The organism is Oceanobacillus timonensis (assembly GCF_900166635.1).
Taxonomy (GTDB): domain Bacteria; phylum Bacillota; class Bacilli; order Bacillales; family Amphibacillaceae; genus Oceanobacillus; species Oceanobacillus timonensis.
Genome location: NZ_LT800497.1, coordinates 220,227 through 240,501 on the forward strand (window position 1 = coordinate 220,227; position 20,275 = coordinate 240,501).

The 20,275-nt window shown below is 37.6% G+C and carries 17 protein-coding genes; 12 read left to right on the top strand and 5 right to left on the bottom strand.

Annotated elements, in window-relative coordinates; translation table 11 throughout:
• Positions 1-285: 285 nt before the first annotated feature.
• From B7E05_RS01480 to B7E05_RS01535, 12 genes are all read left to right on the top strand, one after another.
• Positions 286-1,038 (top strand): ABC transporter ATP-binding protein, encoded by a 753-nt coding sequence (locus tag B7E05_RS01480; RefSeq protein WP_080871977.1) that lies wholly within the window; start codon positions 286-288, stop codon positions 1,036-1,038.
• Complete coding sequence (locus tag B7E05_RS01485; RefSeq protein ID WP_080871978.1) at positions 1,031-2,647, top strand: ABC transporter permease subunit; 1,617 nt, start codon at positions 1,031-1,033, stop codon at positions 2,645-2,647. Before B7E05_RS01480 ends, B7E05_RS01485 begins: the two co-directional genes overlap by 8 nt.
• 16 nt (positions 2,648-2,663) lie before the next feature.
• A complete protein-coding gene (locus B7E05_RS01490; RefSeq protein WP_218672688.1) occupies positions 2,664-3,650 on the top strand; it encodes an extracellular solute-binding protein in 987 nt (328 codons plus the stop codon).
• 69 nt (positions 3,651-3,719) lie between these two features.
• A complete protein-coding gene (gene phnW / locus B7E05_RS01495) occupies positions 3,720-4,814 on the top strand; it encodes a 2-aminoethylphosphonate--pyruvate transaminase (protein WP_080876180.1) in 1,095 nt (364 codons plus the stop codon).
• The gene (phnX, locus tag B7E05_RS01500; RefSeq protein ID WP_080871979.1) at positions 4,811-5,599 is read left to right on the top strand and encodes a phosphonoacetaldehyde hydrolase; all 789 of its coding nucleotides are present in this window, start codon (positions 4,811-4,813) and stop codon (positions 5,597-5,599) included. Before phnW ends, phnX begins: the two co-directional genes overlap by 4 nt.
• Before the next feature lie 492 nt (positions 5,600-6,091).
• A complete protein-coding gene (locus tag B7E05_RS01505; protein ID WP_080871980.1) occupies positions 6,092-7,867 on the top strand; it encodes a hypothetical protein in 1,776 nt (591 codons plus the stop codon).
• A 135-nt stretch (positions 7,868-8,002) separates the two neighbouring features.
• Positions 8,003-8,863 carry a hypothetical protein gene (locus tag B7E05_RS01510; protein WP_080871981.1) on the top strand — a complete coding sequence of 287 codons (861 nt, stop codon included), beginning with the start codon at positions 8,003-8,005 and terminating at the stop codon, positions 8,861-8,863.
• Positions 8,853-9,623 (top strand): hypothetical protein, encoded by a 771-nt coding sequence (locus tag B7E05_RS01515; RefSeq protein WP_080871982.1) that lies wholly within the window; start codon positions 8,853-8,855, stop codon positions 9,621-9,623. Before B7E05_RS01510 ends, B7E05_RS01515 begins: the two co-directional genes overlap by 11 nt.
• Before the next feature lie 456 nt (positions 9,624-10,079).
• Entirely contained in the window at positions 10,080-10,340 is a 261-nt protein-coding gene (locus B7E05_RS22330) for a virulence RhuM family protein (protein WP_245832908.1), read from the top strand.
• A gap of 9 nt (positions 10,341-10,349) precedes the next feature.
• Positions 10,350-10,529, top strand: a complete 180-nt coding sequence (gene rhuM / locus B7E05_RS22335) for a RhuM family protein (protein ID WP_245832910.1) — start codon at positions 10,350-10,352, stop codon at positions 10,527-10,529.
• A gap of 75 nt (positions 10,530-10,604) precedes the next feature.
• Complete coding sequence (locus B7E05_RS01525) at positions 10,605-11,684, top strand: tartrate dehydrogenase (RefSeq protein WP_080871983.1); 1,080 nt, start codon at positions 10,605-10,607, stop codon at positions 11,682-11,684.
• A 204-nt stretch (positions 11,685-11,888) separates the two neighbouring features.
• Positions 11,889-12,650: an SDR family NAD(P)-dependent oxidoreductase gene (locus tag B7E05_RS01535; protein ID WP_080871985.1), complete on the top strand. Its 762-nt coding sequence runs from the start codon at positions 11,889-11,891 to the stop codon at positions 12,648-12,650.
• A 124-nt stretch (positions 12,651-12,774) separates the two neighbouring features.
• Here B7E05_RS01535 and pdxA read toward each other — a convergent pair whose 3' ends face one another.
• From pdxA to B7E05_RS01565, 5 genes are all read right to left on the bottom strand, one after another.
• Positions 12,775-13,770: a 4-hydroxythreonine-4-phosphate dehydrogenase PdxA gene (gene pdxA, locus B7E05_RS01540; RefSeq protein WP_080871986.1), complete on the bottom strand. Its 996-nt coding sequence runs from the start codon at positions 13,768-13,770 to the stop codon at positions 12,775-12,777.
• Positions 13,763-15,058, bottom strand: a complete 1,296-nt coding sequence (locus B7E05_RS01545) for a four-carbon acid sugar kinase family protein (protein WP_245832912.1) — start codon at positions 15,056-15,058, stop codon at positions 13,763-13,765. The genes pdxA and B7E05_RS01545 overlap by 8 nt, the downstream gene beginning before the upstream one ends.
• Before the next feature lie 29 nt (positions 15,059-15,087).
• Complete coding sequence (locus B7E05_RS01550) at positions 15,088-16,080, bottom strand: 2-keto-3-deoxygluconate permease (protein WP_080871988.1); 993 nt, start codon at positions 16,078-16,080, stop codon at positions 15,088-15,090.
• A gap of 255 nt (positions 16,081-16,335) precedes the next feature.
• Positions 16,336-18,099 carry a sigma-54-dependent transcriptional regulator gene (locus B7E05_RS01560; protein WP_080871990.1) on the bottom strand — a complete coding sequence of 588 codons (1,764 nt, stop codon included), beginning with the start codon at positions 18,097-18,099 and terminating at the stop codon, positions 16,336-16,338.
• Between the two features lie 289 nt (positions 18,100-18,388).
• Complete coding sequence (locus B7E05_RS01565) at positions 18,389-20,008, bottom strand: FMN-binding glutamate synthase family protein (RefSeq protein ID WP_080871991.1); 1,620 nt, start codon at positions 20,006-20,008, stop codon at positions 18,389-18,391.
• Positions 20,009-20,275: the final 267 nt, after the last annotated feature.

Here is a 20,275-nt window from a genome sequence, read left to right on the forward strand (position 1 = left end):
GCGCTGACTCCCTGAATCACACAGGCTAATCATTCAGTGGGAGAAAAGCAAAAACTCCCACTGAATGAAGTTTCGTTTTATATTCAGTTTACGGATGAACGGCTGTATAATCAATTATTTTTACAAATTTCACAATAAAATATGCATATATTTAAGCGTGAATAGATATAACTTATGCATGAATTATGCTTCATATATCCAAAATTTACATATTCTTAACACGATAAGTGTTTTATCTTAATACTCTTTTTATATGATGGGGGTAACTCAGAGGAGGTGGTCTGTATGTTGGAATTACAAAACATTGGTAAACAATTCGACCAGAAAGTTGTACTAGAAAATATTGATCTTACTATTCATAACGGTGAAATCGTATCATTGCTAGGTCCAAGTGGAAGTGGAAAGACAACCTTATTAAATATTATCTTGGGGCTGACCAAGATGGACCAGGGGAAAGTTGTTTTTAATAACAATGATTTAAGTAATGTAGCGATGAAAAATCGCGGGTTTAATATTGTGTTTCAAGACTATGCGTTATTTCCGCATTTAAATGCTTATGAAAACATTGTATATGGCTTACGTAATAAAAAAGATACAGCCACGGATACGGAGGTTAAGGAATATATTGATTTTTTAGAACTGACACCGCATTTGAAAAAGAAAATTGGCGAGTTATCCGGCGGGCAGAAGCAGCGGGTTGCTTTAGCCCGAACCCTTGTTACGAAGCCGGATGTATTACTTTTAGACGAGCCGCTAAGTGCATTAGACGGGGTGATTAAGGAATCGATTAAAGAAAGAATCAAGTCAATCGCCAAGGAATTTAATCTGACGACTATCATTGTGACGCATGACCCGGAAGAAGCTTTAACAATATCAGACAAGATCTTGATTATTAATCAGGGAAATATCTCGCAATTTGGAACGCCGTTTGAAATTATGAATCAGCCGAAGAATGATTTTGTGAAGAATTTTATTTTAAGGCAGCTTCATATAAAAAGGCAAAATATCTACAACCTGTTTGGTGAAAAGTATGCATAACGCAAGACCGGAGATGCGAATGATTTTTATCATTATTTTATTGTTATTCGTTACTTTTCTGCTGGCTCCCTTAGCTATATTATTTTTTCGCTCTTTTGTAACAGAGGAAGGAATCGGGTTTTCCAATTACGCTGCTTCTTTATCAAATAGCGCATTCATCAGTGCAATAGGCAACAGCATCAAAGTCTCAGGCGCTACCGCTGTGATCACGACGACATTGGCATTTGTCTTGGCTTATGCGGTGAACTGCACGAGAATTTATCGGCCTATCAAAGGGGCAGTGAAAATCGGAATCCTTATTCCGATGCTGATTCCTACGATTACGTACGGGTTTGCGATTATGTATACCTTTGGAAATCAGGGCTTATTGACAAATTTGTTTGGCAGGAATTTGTTTGAAATCTATGGATTTAACGGATTGCTGATTGGATATGTCATCTATACGCTGCCGGCAGCTTTTCTCTTAATCCATAATGCTTTTCATTATGTGGATAAGAAATTTATCATCGTATCCAAGCTGATGGGCGATGGAACATTCAGAAGCTTTATGAACACGGTTTTTCGTCCGCTGCTGGGTGCTTTGGGCGGAGCGTTTGTTTTATCTTTTATTCTCAGCTTCACAGATTTTGGAATACCGGCTTCTTTGGGCGGAACGTATGATGTGGTTGCGATGCAGCTTTATCAAGCCATGCTGGGTTCGATTCCAGACTTTAGCCAAGGAGCTGTGATTGCTGTTTGGATGCTTTTCCCGGCGGTGCTTGGCGTCATTCTGTTAAATTATCTGGAAAGATTCAATTTTCATTATGATAAGCTCAGTGAAACAGAATTAACATCGAATAAAGCTCGGGACACTCTCTTCGGCATGTTATCTGTTGTTTCGTTACTGTTGATGCTTTCCATATTTGTGGTCATGTTTATTGCGCCATTCGTGACAGCTTTTCCATATGATTTACGCTTTACATGGGATCATATCATAGGTGTGTTTCAGTCGAATGATCTGGTTATGGTATATAGAAATTCACTTCTTGTTGCGGTTTTAACTGCAGGATTGGGAACGATTATTGCGTACGGGGCAGCACTTCTTAATGCACGTACATCGTTAAAAGGAAAGCAAACGATAGATGTGTTTTCGATGATTACCAACACAGTACCAGGTATGGTTTTAGGATTATCTTATTTATTGCTTTTTAATGACAGTAGTTTAAAAGGAACCTTCCTCATTATTGTGTTGTGTAATATCATGCATTATTTTACAACCCCGTATTTGATGGCGAAGAATGCATTAACAAAGATGAACCCGGGCTGGGAAACATCCGGGGAATTGTTGGGAGATAACTGGATGAAAACAATATACCGCATTATCCTTCCAAACTCTGTATCTACTGTTTTAGAGATGTTCAGCTACTATTTTATCAATGCGATGGTAACCATCAGCGGTATTATTTTTCTGGTATCTGCGCAGACGAATGTAGTGGCAAGTGAAATTAATGAATTGCAGCACTTTGCCCAGTTCAATGAAATTTTTGTTCTTTCTATGCTTATTTTCTTAACTAACTTAGTCGTCAGAGGCATATCTGAAGTTTTTCAAAAAAAGACAAGCAATGAATAAAAAGCGAGGGGAAACTATGTTAAAAACGATGAAAAAATCCATGGCAGGAGCAGGAATCGGTTTAGCGTTTATTTTAGCGGGGTGTGGTGCCCAGAGCAGTGATGATGTGGTTATTTATACCAATGCAGATGAAGAAGCAACTGCAGCAATGGAAACATCCCTGGATGCTGCAGGCTATGAAGGAGAATATATTTTGCAATCGCAAGGAACATCTGAATTAGGAGGCAAACTGCTGGCGGAAGGAGATCAGATTGAAGCAGATGTGGTAACGATGAGTTCCTATTTTCTGGACAGTGCCCAGGAACAAAATGACATGTTTGCAGACTTAACTTTTGAAACAGATGCATTAGAAGAGCATCCCGATTTTTATACCCCTATTTTAGGTAATACAGGCGCTATTTTTGTAAACACGGAAGTACTGAAACAACATGGCTTAGAAGCTCCGGAAAGCATTGCAGATTTAGCAAAGCCGGAATACGAAGGACTTGTATCGATACCAAACATTGATGATTCCTCGACAGGGTGGTTGATGGTACAGGCGATAATCGATGAATACGGGGAAGCGGAAGGGAAAGCTATTCTCGAAGACGTAATAGCAAATGTCGGGCCACATATGGAAAGTTCCGGCTCGGGTCCAATCAGCAAGGTGCAGGCAGGTGAAGTTGCTGCAGGATTCGGGCTCAGACATCAAGCGGTAGCGGCGAAAGATTCTGGAGCACCAATTGACTTTGTAGATCCAACAGAAGGCAATTTTTCACTGACAGAAGCTGTCGGAGTGGTGAACAAAGAGGAGAATGATGAAAAATCACAGAAAGCAATGGAAATGGCAGAGGTTATCTCTACGGATGCCAGAGAAGAACTGTTAACGTATTATCCAGTAGCACTTTATGAAGGAGAAACTGTAGATGACGCACATGAACCGGCATATGCGAAAACATTTGATCAGCCGTTAAGTGTGGAGTTGTTGGAAAAGCATCAGGAATTTTTCAACTCTGCGAAATAGGGGATTAAATTCGGCTGTTTCTATAGTGTTGAAGCACTTTCCTATACGTTAAAAAAGGAGCGATAGATGTTGGAACAATATAAACTATTAACCCCCGGCCCATTAACAACAACGGATACTGTGAAAGAAAAGATGCTTTTGGACCGTTGTACATGGGATCAGGACTACAAAGAGACCACCCAGAAAATTCGTACACAGCTGCTTCAGCTTGCAAAGGTGTCCGAAGATGATTATACGGCTGTTTTGATGCAGGGAAGCGGGACATTCACGGTGGAATCTGTGATGACAACAGCAATGAATAAAAAGGATAAAGCACTTATTATTACGAACGGTACGTATGGAGAGCGCATCGTAAAAATAGCTGATTATATCGGCTTACATTATAAACATTATCAAGTTGCCTACAATGCTTATCCGGATGAATGGGAATTAAAGTCTATTTTAGAGAATGACCGTACGATTACGCATCTGGTAATGGTGCATTGTGAAACAACAACAGGAATATGGAATCCGCTGGAAATGATTTCGAGACTCGGAAAGGCGTATGGCAAAACAATTATTGTGGATGCGATGAGCAGTTTTGGCGGAATAGAAATGGATGTTGGTAAACTGGGGATAGATTTCTTAATTAGCAGTGCCAATAAATGTATTCAAGGTGTGCCCGGATTCGGTTTTGTAATTGCGAAACAAGACAAATTACAGGCGTGTGAAGGGAATGCAGGCAGTTTATCTTTAGATTTATACGATCAGTGGAAGGTAATGCATAAGGATGGAAAATGGCGTTACACCTCCCCGACGCATGCAGTGGCAGCATTTTCGAAAGCGGTAGATGAGTTAATTGCAGAAGGGGGTATCCAGGAAAGATTCCATCGTTATCAGCGTAATAACCAACTGTTGCGAAAGAAGATGGAACAGCTTGGTTTCCAAGCGTATATACCAGAGGAAAGACAGTCGCCTATTATTACGACATTTCTATTTCCGAATGATATCTTTGTATTTGAAGATTTTTATTATTACGTGAAGGAAAGAGGTTTTGTGCTTTATCCTGGGAAACTGACAGAGCTAAATACATTCCGGATTGGTAATATTGGAGAAGTGTATGAAGCAGATATAGAAAGATTATGCAACGTCATTCAAGAATATATGGGAGTGGTGGTCAAATGAAAAAAATTGAAGGCATTATCTTAGATTGGGCAGGAACAACAGTGGATTTTGGCAGCTTTGCCCCTGTACATGCATTTGTAACTGTTTTTAAAAATGCTGGTATAGAGGTAACGATTGATGAAGCAAGAGAGCCAATGGGATTGACAAAGATAGATCATGTACGGACGATGCTGTCGATGCCGCGGATTTCTGCGTTGTGGAAAGAGAGGTATGGACAGGAGTTCACAGAATATGATGTAGAGCGTTTATATGCCGGATTTGAGTCTGCGCTGCTGGAAACTTTAGTAATCTACACAGATCCCAAGCCAGAGGTCTTGGAAACAATCGAAAAGGTAAGAGAACAAAACTTAAAAATTGGTTCCACCTCCGGGTATACACAAAAAATGATGGATATTGTTGCTCCGGAAGCAGCGAAAAAAGGGTATCAGCCGGATTTTTATATCACAGCCGATGGAACAAGCGGCATGGGAAGACCGTATCCATATATGGTTTATCATAATATGGAAGCCTTGAAATTATCTGCAGCACGGCATGTAGTTAAGGTAGGAGATACAATTCCGGATATAGAAGAAGCATTACATGCAGGCGTTTGGTCGGTTGCTGTTGTGATTGGAAGCTCGGAAATGGGCTTGAGTGAAGCGGAATTTTACGCATTGTCGGATGTGGAGCAAGAAGAATGGATTAAACGGGTGGAGAAGACTTTTATAAAGCACGGAGCTGATTTTACGATTCGGACTTTTGGGGAGCTGCCGGGGGTTTTGGAGGAGATTGATCGGGGGATTTAGGGGTGAGTTTGATTAGCTTTTAAAGTTAAATAACAAATGGATTTTGCGATAAAAACAGCTGTGTTATCACTACCTCTTTTTAAAAGTAGTGATAACACAGCTGTTTTTAAATTAATTGAAGCTAATTATCTAAAAATAATGTGACAATTAAACTATTGATTGGTTATGTTAAAGGGTATAATTCACTAGAAATTTAAATACATATATTAAGAGGATGTTCAAAATTCCAATAAAATGCATAGCAAACTTCTGAATTGACTTTCTTTTCTGATATTTACACATGTAAAATCATATGCTTCTTTCTCCAAAGCTTCACCAACTTGTGAACTTCTTGGTCCTATTTATCGCACTTTTTGAACACGCTTTATAAATTGAAAATTAAGAAATAAATATAAAATATAGTAAAATATGAGGTTATTCTTTATAATTAGTAAAAAGTAAATTACTTTTTACTAATTAATTTCTAAAAAATACTGGAGATGTTGTAACAAAATGATGAACAAAAATTCATTTCAATTCTCAGAAATACCTAATATTGAAGTAGCAACATTTGATAATTCTCTTGGTGATTTTTATGCAAGTGGAATTGAAGGCACTATTAAAGAAGATATTCAGAATGCATTAGACGCAAGACTGGAAAAAGATCTGACTGTAAAATTAAAAATTTCATTAGAAAACGTTAATAAAGGAGATCTACCCGGAATAAATGAAGTATTTGAACGTATAAATACGCTACAAGGTTCGAACTCTTATACAGCAGACATCATTGACTATATGAAAGCAAAAACTGATGTAACAAGCGTTCCTGTATTGACTATTGAGGATAATAATACAAAGGGGTTAACAGGTGCGATGAATGGTCAATCCAATAGTAAAAAAGATACTTTTGGCATATATGCGTACAGCAAGGGTGTCCATTTTACAGAAGAAAATAAAGAAGAGGAAATTTCTCGTGGAGGTTCCCATGGAATTGGTAAGATATCAAACAATGCAGCATCAGATATTCACCTGATGTATTTTGCAAATTGTGATGAGTACGGTTATCAGCATCTTGGAGGAAATACACAGTTAATTGAGCACACTCTTAACGGAAAATCTTACCGATCTACCGGTTATTTTTCATACATTCAAGGTGAAGATGGGAAGAGAAAGTTATATCCTTTTGAAAATAAAGGCTATTCATCTACCTTTACTAAATCCACTCGTGGTTTAAAAATTATCATTCCCTATATTCGAGAAGAATTTAATAAAATGGAGAGAATTGTAAAAGCAGTATGTGATAATTTCTTTTTAGCTGTCTTACAGAAAAAACTCGAGGTTGAGATAAAAGACTCTAATCAAACTGTGCTTATTAGCTATGAAACAATCAGTGATTTAGTCGCATCTGGTGAATTCTTTGAAACAGATAAAGAGCAGATGGTAAAGAAAAAAAGCTTTACACCGCTGTATATTCAGACATATTTAAAAAATGAACCAATTGAATTAACAGTGTCAAATAATACAGAAGAGTACACATTCTCTCTTTATTTTACATACGATGAGGAGATTCCTGCTGGTCGAGTTGGCATTCTGCGTACCATCGGAATGAAAATTGAAGATTTTAAGGTTAAAAATAATGTTCGAAAGCCTTTTAATGCATTACTGTTAGGTGGAACGAAAGAAGATGAATACTTGAAATCACTAGAAAACGAGTCCCATACGAAAATAACAGAAGAGAATATTCGGGACGTTAAAGAAAAAAGAAATGCTAAAAAGTTTATTAATAATTTAAACAAGGAACTTAGTAAAGTTATCGATGAGTATTTTAATAGGAACAATCAAACAGACGGCTTGGTGGATACCAAAGACTTACTATTTGAAACAGAGAATAACTTCAAAAGTGAACTGACTAAGATGTCTGAAAAAATAAGCATTGATAATGAACAGACTTTAATAAAAAAGAAAGTAAAGGAAACCCGAAAACGCAGGAATCAACAGAAATCAGATTTTAATTCAGAATCAATTAACAGTAATATAAGAAAACCAAGAAAGATAAAAAAATCGAATGAAGATACATCGATTCGAGAGACTATTATTGCTCCTGCGGGAATAGTCCAACGTGCTATTATTGGAAGTAATGAATTACTTCAAATTAATCTGAACCAAATTGAAAATGGATCTCAGTGGAGAACCTGTAATATTTCTTTTAAGGTAATAGATGGAATGGGGAATGAACTTGATAATGAATTCGATCTTGAGAATTTTTTCAATAGTAACAGATTCAAATAGCCAAAAAAGCTATTCATTTAACACTCAAAAAATCTTTGATGTAGACATTGTAAAAGGGCTTATTATACTGAAATTGGAATGCTTACCCGGCTATAATTCTAATTTGAAATTTCTTTATCAGTTAGAGGTGAAAAAATGATTTATAAAAAAGATGCTTCCTTTTCTTATCCTGTTTTTTCAAATACATCAAGCAGTTATTTAAATAGTGAATTTTATTTTGATGTGACTAGTTTAGAGACGAATAGTAAAGACTATCTGTTTACATTTAAATATGTTATTTCTTCTGTTTTTATTGAAGAGCTGTTGAGGTCTGGAAAAGCCAGCCTCATCATCATTATTCAATCAAGTGATAATTACTTCAAAGAAATACCATATGGGGTGAATGAGATTACTGTACCTAAAAAGCGGTTATCTTTATCTAATAAAACTACTTTGCAACTGCATATTCAATCTAAAGATGATATTTATTTTGATAATTGTATGGAGTTAAGCCCATTTTATGAAGTTATAAAGGATAACATCCATATTGAAAAGCATAAATTAATCGGATACTCTAATATTGTCAGTTACAGCGGAAGTAAAGTGAAACCGCTAGAAATTATTCATAAAGTAGTAGACCCGAAATTACCAATAGCATTCAAAGTAGAATTAAGCTCATCAACTATTATTCTACAATTTAAGGAAGAAGCTTATCAATTAAATGGTATGGTTCCTCATAATAATTTAATGAATATGTATATTTACGAAGGATTAAGCAGAGCGTTAACGCAGTTTATCAATGACAATATAGGGGATGAAGAGTTTATTGATTTAACGGAATTAAGTGGCAGTACGCAAGTAAGTGATTTAGATCAAAAGCTTTTGGATTTAATGGAAAACAAAGGAATATCAGAATTGCATCCGGGAAATATTGATGAAGTTATTGCACTTATTTCAAATAAAATCGTCGAAAAGTATGTTGATAGTGTACGCGAGGTGGGGAATTATGCAGGTTAAATTATTAAATAGCAATTACTTAAAATCACAGAGTCTTTATGAGGATTTTGTAAATGACCGAATTGATGAAAATGCAGAATATTTTTCTGATCAGGAAAAGTTCATCGAAGAAGCTCCTGACTTTCCGGTATATATGGGGAACAAAGAGAAAAAAGGCAGCAAAGAAGGATTATTCCGTGAAGCAGTAATAACTTTAAAAAAGTATTATATTCAAACGGATAGAGAAATCCATTTGAACGGACTTTTCTGGCATTCCCTACTTGTATCAAAAAAACGCGACTATTTAATCAAACAGTACCCAATTATATTAGAGGATCAAAAGGAATTTTATAATATAGTGTTGAAAAAATTTGATTGGGAAAATTATATTTACAAATGCGTCTTGGCAGCTGAATACATTGAAAACGCAGAAATTAAAGATCAGGAAATAGACAAGTATATACATCTTATTTATTCTAATTTGGACATGTACAATTATATTATAAAGTATTCTATTTTTAGAAACGCTGATTTTGTTGTAAAACTGTTGAAGATTATTGATGAAGAAAACTTGTCAAAAATTATGAAAGAAAAGATTAAGCATCGACCAGACCTGGGGAAAGATGAAAGATATGGAAGAAGGGTGATTTTCGAGTTAAATAAAAATTATCCTGTAATAATGTCACCTTTTTTGGATAAGGAAGAGCTGAAACAAGAAGTTTTTGCAGCTCTCCATATGTACTTAGAGACTGACAAAAGTGGAGAAGAGCAATTAGCTTAAGTTAAGAAAATACAAGATAAGAAATAGTCCCTTGAATGTATACAAAACCAATGTATAAAATTAGAGAACTATTAATTGAAACAGAGATAAGAACGTGAAAATTGAAATCTTTACCGTAAAAATTCCCATTTAAATTGAAAAAATAACCCTTTCTGACGAGTAATACTGATAACCTAAAGTGTCATATCATGGATCAGTTCGCTGAAAGGGTTATTAAAATTGTTTACCTTATTTTCAATTGATTGACTATACTTATGTAAAAATGATTAATCCTTTCTCTATTTATCCCCTCCGTATATTTTAGTAACTTATTTGATAAGGGAAAATTTTATTCGCCAAATTTGTGTTAAAATAATGATATTAAGTAAAGAAGACGAATATAGAAAATGAATATGTATTTTAAATGGTAGCATAGAAATAATATTCCTCACCTCCGAAACGAAAGGAGTAGAACTGATGAATATTAATGATACAAACATGCTTATCTACCAAACAGAAGAAGGCGATACAAAAATAGATGTCCGTTTAGAAAATGAAACAGTCTGGATGACACAGAAGGCAATTGCTGAGTTGTATCAAAAAGGAGTAAATACGATCAATGAACACATTAAAAACATATATGAAGAAGGAGAGTTACAGGAAGCTTCAACTATTCGGAAAAACCGAATAGTTCAAAGTGAAGGCAAGAGAGAAGTTGAGCGCGATGTTCATTTTTAAAACCTCGAAATGATCCTCGCCATTGGCTATCGTGTTCGCTCCCACCGCGGCACCCAGTTTCGTCAGTGGGCTACGGAACGTTTGAATGAATACCTTGTTAAAGGATTTACCATGGATGATGAACGTCTCAAAGATATGCGGAATTTAGGAGAAGATTATTTTGATGAGCTGCTTGAAAAAGCAATTTAGAAATATATACAACCTAACCCCGTTTGTCAAAGCAAAATACTTATCTGAACCGAAAAAAATGGAGGGAATGTACACATGAAAGAATGCAAAATTGCACTTATACCAGGAGACGGAATTGGTCCGGAAGTTGTTGCAGAAGGCGTGAAAGTATTACAAACAATCGAGAAACTGGATGACACGCTTTCCTTTCAGTTTCAACGCTTTCCATGGGGCTGTGAGTATTACTTAGAACATCAAAAAATGATGGCGGATGACGGGATAGATCAATTGAAAGATTTTGATGCAATTTATCTTGGGGCAGTGGGCTACCCCGGAGTGCCAGATCATATTTCACTCTGGGATTTATTATTGAAAATTCGCAAGGGCTTTGACCAATATGTGAATCTGCGCCCGGTACGGTTATTAAATGAAGCGTTGACGCCGATTAAAAACAAATCCGAAAAAGACATTGATTTCCTTGTTATCCGGGAAAATAGTGAAGGAGAATATGCCGGAGCGGGGGATTGGTTGTTTAAAGGGAAAAAAGAAGAAGTGGTTTTACAAACCGGCGTTTTTTCCCGGAAAGGGACGGAGCGAATTATCCGATATGCTTTTGAAGAAGCGCGGAAACAAAAGAAATCGCTGACAAGCATCAGTAAAGCAAATGCATTGAATTATTCGATGGTTTTCTGGGACGAGGTATTTGAAGAAGTAGGGAAAGAATACCCGGATGTCAAAACGGAATCTTATTTAGTAGACGCGGCCAGCATGTTCTTTGTTATGCAGCCGGAACGATTTGAAATCGTAGTAACTTCCAACCTGTTTGGAGATATTTTGACAGATATCGGCGCTGCGATTACAGGCGGAATGGGGCTTGCGACAGGGGCAAATGTGAATCCAGAAAAGGAATATCCGTCTATGTTTGAACCAGTTCATGGTTCGGCACCTGATATTGCCGGTCAGGGGAAAGCGAATCCGCTGGCAGCGATATGGTCTGTTGCACAAATGCTGGAGCATTTTGGAGAAGAGAAATGGGGAAATGTCGTTGTTGGTACCATCAAAGAGTTAATGAATGAAAATAAAGTACTTACGCCGGATTTAGGAGGAAAACATAGTACTTCTGAGGTTGGGGATTATTTTGTAGAGAAGATGGTCAGAGCGCTGGATAACAAATAAGTGGAGAATAAACTTCATGGTGATGGATTAAAAAAGTGTACGATCGCCATGAAGTTTTTTATAGGGTTTCACGATTTATTAATAATAGTTTGGGAAATTATTATTTTCGATTTCTATTTATTTGTAAGCGCATACTTTGGTGTTATAATAAAGGTAATTAGATATAAAAGCAAGTTATTATATAATTCGAAAGGATGATAACAGATGGGCAGGTTAGATGGAAAAGTAGCAATTATTACTGGTGCAGCAGGTGGACAGGGGGCAATGGAAGCAAAATTATTTGCGAAAGAAAGCGCTAAAGTAGTTATAACAGATGTAAATGATGAAGCTTTAGAAAAGGTTGCAGGAGAAGTAAAAGCTGCAGGCGGTCAAGCTTTAGCTTTAAAGCATAATGTCACCTCGGCAGAAGATTGGCAAACGGTTGTAGATAGCGCGATGAAGGAATTTGGAAAAATTGATATCTTAGTTAATAATGCAGGTGTTACTGGACAAATCAGACAAAATATAGAGGAGATGGATATTTCTAATTGGGATAAGATTATGGATATTAATGCAAAAGGTGCATTTTTAGGAACGAAAGCGGTTATTCCAGAAATGAAAAAGTCAGAAAGAGGAAGTATCGTCAATATTTCTTCGCTTTCAGGAATCTATGGCATTGGGAATCCGGCATATAACTCTTCGAAGGGTGCTGTCAGACAGTTGACCAAAAATGTGGCATTAGATTATGCGGGTTCAGGTATACGTGTGAACTCCGTACATCCGGGAACGATTGAAACATCTATGGTAGAGGCATTTGTAGGTGAAGGAAATAAAGAGGGAAGAGAAGCGGCATTACAAGGTATTCCGTTGAATACGCTTGGGCAATCTGAAGATGTTGCTTATGGTGTACTTTATCTAGCTTCGGACGAATCAAAATTTGTAACAGGGATTGAATTGATTATTGATGGCGGGTCTATTTTGCAGTAGGGTTTGATGCAATGTAATAAATAGAAGAAGTCGGCATATATCATTTGAAGATGAATAAGAGTAGGAAGCTCTGCCTCCTACTCTGCATACCTGTATTTCTTGTGTTTCAATTTTGGCGAAAATCTTACTTTGGTGCTAGTTCGATTGCCTGTCTTAATGCTTCCAACATGCTTCCTTCATCCACTATTCCTTTACCTGCTATGTCAAAAGCAGTTCCATGATCAACGCTGGTGCGGATAATTGGCAGGCCAACTGTTATATTTACACCGGCTTCCAATCCAAGTACCTTGATTGGTCCATGTCCTTGATCATGATACATCGCAACGACAATATCAAAATCTCCGCGTTGAGCCCGGAAAAATAACGTATCTGCCGGTAGAGGGCCTTCTACATTAATGCCTTGTTCTTTGGCCGATTGAATTGCTGGAATAATTTTTTCTTCTTCTTCCCCATAGCCAAACAGACCATTTTCACCTGCATGCGGATTGATTCCGCAAACACCGATTTTTGGCTGTTCTATTCCTGAATCTTTTAATGTTTTATCTGCTAATTTGATTACATTAAACACACGATCTGGTTTAATCGTTTGGATGGCATCCAATAGGCCAATATGCGTTGTAACGTGAATGACTTTTAATTTTGGTGAAGATAGCATCATAGAAAAGTCTTCCGTGTTTGTTAAATCAGCAAGAATTTCTGTATGTCCCGGATACATATGACCGCCTTTTTGTAGAGCTTCTTTATTTAATGGAGCGGTACAAATCGCTTGTATTTTATTTTCATTTGCTAATTGAATAGCTGCTTCTAAATATTGGAAAGCTGCATCACCAGCGGCTGGAGATACTTCTCCCACAGCTAAATCTTCCGGAACAAGATCTAAATCCACACAGGCAACTTCACCGTATGTCGTTTGTGTTAAATCATCTCCCAGTGTCTTCGGTGCGATGGATATTGTCGTATTCAAATCTTTTGCAGCGCGCTGTAATATTTTCGCGTCACCAATAACAATTGGATGGGCATTCTGATAAATCTCTTGTTCCTGTAAGCTTTTAACGATAATCTCTGGACCGACACCTGCCGGGTCACCCATGGTTATACCTATAATCGGTTTCTTATTCATAAACTTTCTCTCCTTTCAATTCCAACATAGCGTGGTAGATAGAACTTTCTTTTCCGAATGCTCCAGCTTTTGTCACTACCAGACTTTTGTCTTTGCCAATCAGGGATACTAATGGAATTCCGGGTTCGAGCTGCTTGATAAGATGCATTCCAATTGCTCCCATCCTTTGTGTGATGGACTTTGCTGTGTCCCCGCCAGTTAAGACAAAACGATCTAGTCTTGGAAGTTGGTCTTTCACGTCTACGACTAATTCTGCCATTCTATCAGAGATGGTTTCTCCTATTTCATTATTGGAGAATCCTTTTTCCGTCGCCAATTCCTTTACCTCTCTACGAACATTTTCGTTTGATGGAACATAGAGTACAACATCTTTTTGACGATTAACGATTTCTATACATGTCTGTATATACTCGCTTTTTTTTATTTCCCATTGATCCTCGAACATTTGCAATGGATTTAACTCGACACCTTCTACATCTTTTTGTTGGAGCGTATAATGAATTTGTGTCTGCGTTTTTTCGGATAAACTGCCGCACACGGTCATGGCTGCGCTGGAACCACTATAGGAGGTAGGCTGTTTTTTCTTTTCAATCTCCAAAACTTGTGGAAGAACTTCTGCTAATCCTGCAGAACCTGCCCAGATAATCTGATTCGTTACTTTTGAAAACTTTTGCGCAAGTGTTTTTAAATCTTGCTCTGTTTCTGCATCACAACAAACCATTCTAATTTCTTCTGCTTTCCACGCGGCAAGTTTATTCTGGAAAGAATCATCATGACATTGCAAATCTTCTTGTGTGAGCAGTCCGACTTTTTCTCCTGTTTGCTGCTCGATTAAAGCTGGCAGATAGGAATCCGTTACAGGATGCGTTGGATCTTTTGCAATTTCTGTTTCTGCAATTAACTGGCCATGAACATAGTGATAACCTTGTTTTGTTGTTCGCCCCATGCCGGGAAAAGCAGGGGCGATAACGAGAAAGTCCGGATCCAGTATATTGCCCATTGCTTTTAGTTCTTGCCCAATATGGCCTCTTAGGGTAGAGTCCATTTTTTTATATACATGATTATAATGAAGTCTTTTGATAAAATTCGTTGATTTTCTTGTAGCGGAGACCGCTTGTTCATTTGATAAAGCCCTTGAATTTGTATCTATCACGATACCTTCACTAAGAAGATTTGTTTGTTCTGGAATTTCAAATAGAACAGAAGTATTAATTCCTTTTTCTGTTAATTGAATGCCGCTATCATTTGCTCCAGTTAAATCATCTGCAATTATAGCGATTTGTTTCACCAATTATAACACCTACTTTACGATCTGATTCATTTTTGATTTGCTTTTATATAATGGTCAGGGACCTTAATGCCCTTTTTCTCTAGCCGTTTCACCAGAAAACCTACGTAAAATGGCAGCAGAATGGCTGTTGTAACAACTGCGGCAGCAACTTGAACAGTTGCTAATTCAACATTGGCTGCAAAAGCTGGACTTGCAGAAGCAATTGCTGTCGGAGTAGCTACTGCATTTCCAGCAGTAGAACCTTCCGCTGCTCCGGCAATTGGGTTCCACTTCATTGCCTTAAAGATAAAGTAACCTGCTGTACCAGATACAAATACAGTTAATAAACCTAAAATTACGCCGCCTAGTCCACCTTCAATGATGCTGGAAAAGTCGATTCCCATTCCTAAAGCAAATGCAAAGAATGGAATAAGCACGGAACTTCCTGATTGAAAGAATTCTCTCAACTCTTCATCCAAGTTTCCTAAAATCATACCAACTAGAATCGGCAGCAAGACAGATAAGAAGGAAACAACCGAGAACATTCCTTCAACAAAGCCCATGACACCAAATATCGACAACGCTACCATTGTTAAAAATGGACCATCGTTTAAAGCTAATAAAGAATAAGCTGCACGATCTGTTTTATCTCCGTACTGCCCTACCAGTGCAACATAGAGCCCGCCATTACTATTCGTCATCGCAGCAATAATCGCAATTGGGGCTAAACCAAGCCACAGTCCATTATCTCCCATCATCCAGAATGCCAGTAATCCGACAATAGCACCTACTACCCATTTTGTGGCTAATAAAGTTGCCCCTTTACCCAGGCTTACTCCGACATTTTTAACATTAATTTGTGCCCCGGTAAATAGCAAGAATAGCGCAATCAACGTACTGGAACCGTCTACAAACAATGCCTGTGTAAAGTTGCCAATTCTTAATAAATCCGGTGCAAATGTATTTAAAGTTGCAGCAATCAGCAACGGTACAACCATCATGCCCCCAGGAATCTTTTCAACTGTTGCTTTTATCTTCATTCTTTCTCCCCCTCTGTATATATATGTTTTTAAATGCAACAATAAAAATTTAATGAAGCGTTTGCACCATTAATAATAATATTTATTGCATAAAAAAGCAACAGTTTTATAATATAAATTTTAATTAAATGATATTTTATGTAATTATGTTGCATTATTAAACAGTTTTTAATTAAAAAGGACCATATAGCTTTCCGATTTGCTTGGTTATAAACAAATTGGAAAGCTATACGGTCCCCTGTTAAAATCGTATCCTTATTTATCATTCAGTTTTCTCCATAATGTTGTGCGATTCATTCCCAGCCTTTTAGCGGTACGTGTCTGATTTTCTTGTTCTTCTTCCAGTACCTTTTGGATAATCCGTTGTTCCATTTCCTCCAGAGTCAAACCTGGTGGAATATAAAAGCCTTTTTTTTCATGTGACTTGGCTTCATTTTTGGTTGCTTCATCATTTAACACTTCATGCACATCTTCAGCTTCTATATAATATCCAACTGCACGCAGGCTCAATTCCCGGACGGTCTTTTTCAATTCAACCAAATTTCCTGGCCATTCTAAATGTGTAAGTATTTCAAGAGCATCCGGACGTATTCCCAGTGTTTCATTGCCAAATTCGGTATGGAATTTGGATAAATAATAAGAAATAAACGCTCCCACATCTTCTTTTCGATTACGCAATGGTTGTGTATGAAAAAAGACAGGGTCCATATCCTCAATTAATGAGACGAGGATATGTTTCTCCTCTAATAATGATGGTGCATTACGCTTCGACAAGAAAATGAGTTGTATGGAATCCGGAGTCTGATGAAACAACTCAATCAGAAGTTTTTGATTTGTGGAAGATAAACGATCAGTATGTTCGAAAACAATGGTTCCTTTTTGAATAGAATGCCATCTATCTTTTAAGATTCCTAGATCGTTAGAATCCATCATTTCACAGTTCAGAACAAATAAAGGGTGCTTGTTTTCAAATTTTTGAAAGTGAATGGATTGCGCAATAGCCATTTTACCGGTACCAAATTCACCTGAAATAAACAAGTTATCATTTGTCTTTGAATATGCATGTATTTTTCTTTTTATATTCTTGGAATAGTGACTGTTTCCGATAATAGGCTGATGGGTCATATTTGTTATCATGCAAAGCGCTGCAGATTCATCTTGTCTTTTATATGAGCAAAAGTGGATTCCTGCCAGTTTGTTATTCCCTTCTGTAATAGGAAATATTTGCAACTCCAAATCGCCATCTTCCCAATTCACACTTACCCATTGTTTTTGATTTTGCAGTAGAGCCTGGCTTATATTTTTATCCAATTTCTTATTACGGAGCATATGATTAATTATTCTTTCTTTCTCCGAGGAAAGATTCGTAAAAAGAACGTTATGCTGCTGGTTAATAATGACTATATCCGCCGGAATAGACTTCAGAATCTGCAGATATTGATTTGTTTTATATGAAACTTTCTGAAACATATAATACATTCTTCTTGCCTCATCAAATGCATCAAAAATGGCTTCCTTGCCAGATGTAATTAAAAATCCCCGTAACCCGATTTTTTGAGCTTCTTCAACTGTTACCACATCTCCAATAACAATCTCATAATTTTCCTTTTTTAAGTTATTTAATAATAACCGGACCTCGTCCCTTTTATGGATGGTGAACATTTTAACATCATAGTCCAAGATATCGTTTAGTGTTCTGGCACCACGACATATATTTTCAAATCCGATAAAAGCGACAGTATGTTGCGCACCTTGTATTAATGTAAAAACACGCAACATATCATACCCCGTAATATCAATATGTACGACAGGAATTGAAACATTTTTCTCTATTAAACTCGCTGTTCCTCCGCGACTGATAATTAAATCGTATCCTTGATTCTCTGCTTCTTTAGCAAGGTAAATAGATTCTTCCAAGTTTGCTACCTTTGTATCCAGTTCAAAGTCTTCCGGAATATCTAATTGTTTCATGGCTTGTGCCATTCCATTATATGGTGCTATTAACAAAGTTTTTATCATTTCCACACCTACTTTAATACATTCTTAAAAGCTTCATTGTAAAAGGAAATACAATTGCTGAAAAATAGAAAGCCATCGTGAAATAACGTATAGTTAAAGTCGACTAAAACACAAAACAATACGGAGAGATTCACGATGACTCAGATTTATTCTATCATAGAACCACGCATATTTCACTTTAACCGAAATAGAGGAAGGATTATTTCCATGAAGGAAAATTTGCTAGGCATATGGTTGTGCGCTTGCCTCTATTGATTTTTAATACAGGTACTGCGATAGAGCAAACCTTTTATTTACTTTCATACCAGTTGTAATCGTTCTTCACAACCTCTTTCTCAACCAATTCCTCCAGCGAACAAACACGCTGATTCGCATCCTTATACTGAATATGTGATGCACAAATATCCGTTGGCGTAGTAACACCTGCCGCTGCGGAAATACGGAACAGGCTTTCTCGAAGCGTAACGAGATAATTCAAAGCTCGATAAGCCTTCTCATCCACGACCAGAGCTTTCTGCAGCTTCGGATCAGTTGTTGCTACACCAACAGGACAACGATTGGTGTGGCAAATTTGTGCCATAATGCAACCGACAGTAATCATAAATGCGCGGGCAACCTGGACAAGGTCTGCTCCCATTCCGAGGATAACGGCAATTCGATCGGCCGTAAAAAGTTTTCCTGAGGCAATCAGTTTAACGCGGTTGCGGACGCCATATTTGTTTAACGTCTGATTCGCAATAATGATCGCTGATTTTATCGGGAGCCCGACGCTATCTGCGAGCTCTTGAAAGGTTGCTCCTGTTCCGCCTTCTGATCCATCTACCGTAATAAAATCTGGTCCAGAACCGGTTTCCTTCATATAACTGGCAATCTCTTCTAAATCATGCGGACTGCCAATAACCAATTTAATGCCGACTGGAAGACCGGTATGATTTCGAATCTGCTCGATAAAAGAGAACATCGATGGAACGTCGTCAAATTCATTAAAACGATTCGGGCTGTCTACCTCCTGATATGGTGCGATATTTCGGATAGCGGCAATCTTTTCTGTTACTTTTTCTGCATCCACATGCCCGCCGCGTGTTTTTGCCCCTTGTGCCAGTTTTAGCTCAAAGGCTTTGACCTGTGGAATCTCACTTTTTTCTTTTAACAAATCCCAGTTAAAAGCACCTGATTCTGTACGGACGCCAAAAAGACCGGGGCCGATTTGGGCAACGATGTCTGTATTTCCGGCTAAATGATAGCTGGACAGTCCTCCTTCCCCTGTATTCATCCAGGAACCGCCGGCCATGCCGATTCCCTTGGATAGAGCAGTAATCGCATTCTCTCCCAACGCGCCATAGCTCATCCCTGACATCCCAACCAATCCTTTCACCCGGAAAGGTTCTCTGCAGGAAGGACCAATAACGACGGCGTGTTCATCACTTAGAAGCCATGGCTGAATGTGTTGATCATGTAATTTTTCTCTCCGGCTCAGCAGATTATCTTCTTTCACTTCATAGACTTTGGAATCTATGATGTTTGTATTATCTGCTTCCAGTTCTTCCTGCTGTTTGGGAAACATGGCATTTTTGACATAAAAGTCTGCTTTCTCAAAATCGCGGCGGGAACCGAAGCCAATCATATTTTTCTGGTATTTGGCAGGGATAACCACATCACGGTAATCATCGCGGGAGAATGGTTTACCGGAAGTATCTGCATCAAATAAATATTGTCTGAGCTCCGGACCGGATTTTTCCAGAACGTATCGAATCTTACCAAGCAACGGGTAATTGCGTAAAATAGCGTGCTGTGACTGTCGTCTGTCTTTCCAATATATGTAGCCGAATAATACGAGCGGGATAACAATAATGGCTATTACCAAGATACTTAATGCAAGCAAAATATAAGCTAGTGCAGAAAATTCCATTTTTTGATATCTCCTTTCATATAAAAGTATCTATCTGCATATGTAACTCTAAATTTGTGCCTATACGATATACATACCCGTTTTGGAAAGGATTACACGTACGAAGAAATTTCTGTTTGAAGAAATTTATAGGGGATGAGAGAGAAAGAAAGAGCTGGAAAATTGGAGGGATGTCGGATTGAAATGTGATGTACCGGAACATAGTGCTTCTAATAAGAAAGTATGAATGGCGGTGATTCACATAGAAAAAATCATTCCTGCCTAAAA

Bases quoted from the DNA above. Each gene is read 5' to 3' on its own strand.
- B7E05_RS01480 (WP_080871977.1), top strand. From the start codon at position 286: ATGTTGGAATTACAAAACATTGGTAAACAATTCGACCAGAAAGTTGTA.
- B7E05_RS01485 (WP_080871978.1), top strand. From the start codon at position 1,031: ATGCATAACGCAAGACCGGAGATGCGAATGATTTTTATCATTATTTTA.
- B7E05_RS01490 (WP_218672688.1), top strand. From the start codon at position 2,664: ATGTTAAAAACGATGAAAAAATCCATGGCAGGAGCAGGAATCGGTTTA.
- phnX (WP_080871979.1), top strand. From the start codon at position 4,811: ATGAAAAAAATTGAAGGCATTATCTTAGATTGGGCAGGAACAACAGTG.
- B7E05_RS01505 (WP_080871980.1), top strand. From the start codon at position 6,092: ATGATGAACAAAAATTCATTTCAATTCTCAGAAATACCTAATATTGAA.
- B7E05_RS01510 (WP_080871981.1), top strand. From the start codon at position 8,003: ATGATTTATAAAAAAGATGCTTCCTTTTCTTATCCTGTTTTTTCAAAT.
- B7E05_RS01515 (WP_080871982.1), top strand. From the start codon at position 8,853: ATGCAGGTTAAATTATTAAATAGCAATTACTTAAAATCACAGAGTCTT.
- B7E05_RS22330 (WP_245832908.1), top strand. From the start codon at position 10,080: ATGAATATTAATGATACAAACATGCTTATCTACCAAACAGAAGAAGGC.
- rhuM (WP_245832910.1), top strand. From the start codon at position 10,350: ATGATCCTCGCCATTGGCTATCGTGTTCGCTCCCACCGCGGCACCCAG.
- B7E05_RS01525 (WP_080871983.1), top strand. From the start codon at position 10,605: ATGAAAGAATGCAAAATTGCACTTATACCAGGAGACGGAATTGGTCCG.
- B7E05_RS01535 (WP_080871985.1), top strand. From the start codon at position 11,889: ATGGGCAGGTTAGATGGAAAAGTAGCAATTATTACTGGTGCAGCAGGT.
- pdxA (WP_080871986.1), bottom strand. From the start codon at position 13,770: ATGAATAAGAAACCGATTATAGGTATAACCATGGGTGACCCGGCAGGT.
- B7E05_RS01550 (WP_080871988.1), bottom strand. From the start codon at position 16,080: ATGAAGATAAAAGCAACAGTTGAAAAGATTCCTGGGGGCATGATGGTT.
- B7E05_RS01560 (WP_080871990.1), bottom strand. From the start codon at position 18,099: ATGATAAAAACTTTGTTAATAGCACCATATAATGGAATGGCACAAGCC.
- B7E05_RS01565 (WP_080871991.1), bottom strand. From the start codon at position 20,008: ATGGAATTTTCTGCACTAGCTTATATTTTGCTTGCATTAAGTATCTTG.